General features: G+C 56.8%; 2 protein-coding genes. Both read right to left on the bottom strand.

What is annotated here, in order from left to right; all coding sequences use genetic code 11:
- Positions 1-519: response regulator transcription factor (locus tag B3P58_RS08965; RefSeq protein ID WP_349676587.1), on the bottom strand; the 519-nt coding region annotated here is incomplete at its 3' end.
- Positions 520-523: 4 nt separating this feature from the next.
- Complete coding sequence (locus B3P58_RS08960) at positions 524-1,750, bottom strand: ATP-binding protein (protein ID WP_286717072.1); 1,227 nt, start codon at positions 1,748-1,750, stop codon at positions 524-526.
- Positions 1,751-2,071 lie beyond the last annotated feature (321 nt).

Raw genomic sequence — 2,071 nt, 5'->3', positions numbered from 1 at the left:
GTATTTCTGCAGCTTCCGTTGCAGGGTACGGCGATGCATGTTCAGCACTCTGGCGGTTCCCGAAATATTCCCCTGTTGTTCGTTTAACACGCGCTGGATGTGTTCCCACTCCAGCCGTTCTACCGACATAACGCTGCTGTTATCCGGCATTGGTTCCTGGGGCTGGCCTGAATCGTCAAAGGCTGCGATTAATTCCTGCAGGGTGGCGGGTTTGTGCAGATAATTATGTGCGCCCAGTTTTACCGCTTCGACCGCCGTCGGAATGCTGGCATAGCCGGTCAGCATCACGATGCGGCAGTCGGGGTGTTGCTGCTTCAGGCGGCCGATCAGCCCCAGGCCGGATTCCTGCTCCAGCCGCAGATCGAGGGTTACCCACTGCGGCTGGAGATCCTGTGCGGCCTGCAGGGCTTCATCGCCGCTGGCGGCAACGGCCGTCTGATGACCCTGGCGCTCGAGACTGCGTGCCAGGACCTGACTGAAATGCAGGTCATCATCAATAATCAGGATGCGTTTATTCACTGGGTTATCCATGCTGGTGGCTCAGGGGCAGGGTGATGCGGCACAGGCTGGCGCCGTTGCTTTGTGCGATCAGGTGAACTGAACCGCCGAATTGCTCAACACTGGCATTGCTCAGGTAAAGGCCGATGCCCATTCCGTGTTCTTTCTGGCTGTGGAACAGGCTTTGCTGATGAATGTTCCCGGCAGCTTTGGGGTCGGGCTGCAGAATATTCAGATACCACTGGCCATTCTGCACTGCGCTGTGCAGGTGCACCGGCTGCTGGCCGGCCTCGGCGGCATTATCCAGCAGGTTGAGCAGCGCCTGATCAAGCAGAGGGGAGGATGGAATCTCGGCCTCACAGGCGATGCCATTATCGACCCAGAGTGCATTCGGATGACTCAGCCGCCAGCGGTGCAGCAGGCTGCTGAGCCAGACCTGTGCCTGATGATGACCAATCTGATGAGCGGTGCGCCCGGCATTGGCCAGTTGCTGCAGAGACTGGCGGCAAACGCCAACCTGCTCGCGCAGGATATGCAGATCGTGTTTGCTCAGCGGGTGGTCGGGTTGCTGGGCGATGTCGTCGAGAATCATATGCATGGTCATCAGCGGCGTACCCATTTCGTGGGCGGTGCCGGCGGCGAGGGTAGCAATGCCGATCAGCTGCTCATTTTTCAGTTGCTGTTCGCGCAGTTGCTGAATTTCCTGCTGTTGCTGCTGGGAAGATTTGAGCAGCAGCGGGATAAAGGTTACGACGATCAGAGCGCTGATAACAAAGGTCAGCCACATGCCGGCCAGATGCAGATCAAATAAGCTGTGACCCGGCAGACCATGAACATGATTACTGAGCAGCGGCTGATACCACTGAGTCAGCAGGCTGTAATCGGCAATGCAGAGCACAGTGATCAGCAGCGAATAGCTGATTGGCAGGCTGTAGGCACTGACGACCAGCAATACCAGAAAGTAGGAAATAAAGGGGTTGGTGGCGCCGCCGGTAAAAAACAGCAGGCCGGCGAGCAGCTGGCACTCGAAGGCCAGATGTAAAAGCAGATGCCAGTCCTGAATATTGCGGCGATATCCCTGCCAGCCACTGATTGCTAACAGTGGCAGATAAAGGGCGAGCAACGCCCAGGCGATATCCAGACCGGCAAAGCCCTGCCATTGCAGATAAAGCAGAAACATCAGCCAGATACTGGCGATGGATAAGCGCAGCAGGGCGAGGCGTTGCAACAGCAGGTTCAGTTTATGAGTCATGGCTGCATTATAGCGTCAGTGCCGTACTACGGCAGCAACAAGCAGCGCCTGGGAGTGTCACGTAAACACGATTCTTGATGCAGAGCAGGAATCACCGGCAGGTTGTCTTCACCGGGCCGGATACAGGAATCGTCTGGTCAAGAGGCGAGGCTTTGCATATCATTGCGCCCCTCAGACCGGGTTGCGGCAAGCGTCCGGATATCTCCTGAATCCAGCGCTATGCTGGCAGGCCAGGCTCAGAAGAAGATCGCAAGCGATGTCGAAATCCCCATTTGAACTGGAAGTCGGTAAACGCCGTACTTTCGGTATTATTTCGCACCC

Source organism: Thalassolituus sp. UBA2009, assembly GCF_002335285.1.
Lineage (GTDB): Bacteria > Pseudomonadota > Gammaproteobacteria > Pseudomonadales > Oceanobacteraceae > Venatoribacter > Venatoribacter alkanivorans.
The sequence above is the reverse complement of the archived record's forward strand: the minus strand, read 5'-3'. Positions and strand labels throughout refer to the sequence as shown.

Bases quoted from the DNA above. Each gene is read 5' to 3' on its own strand.
- B3P58_RS08960 (WP_286717072.1), bottom strand. From the start codon at position 1,750: ATGACTCATAAACTGAACCTGCTGTTGCAACGCCTCGCCCTGCTGCGC.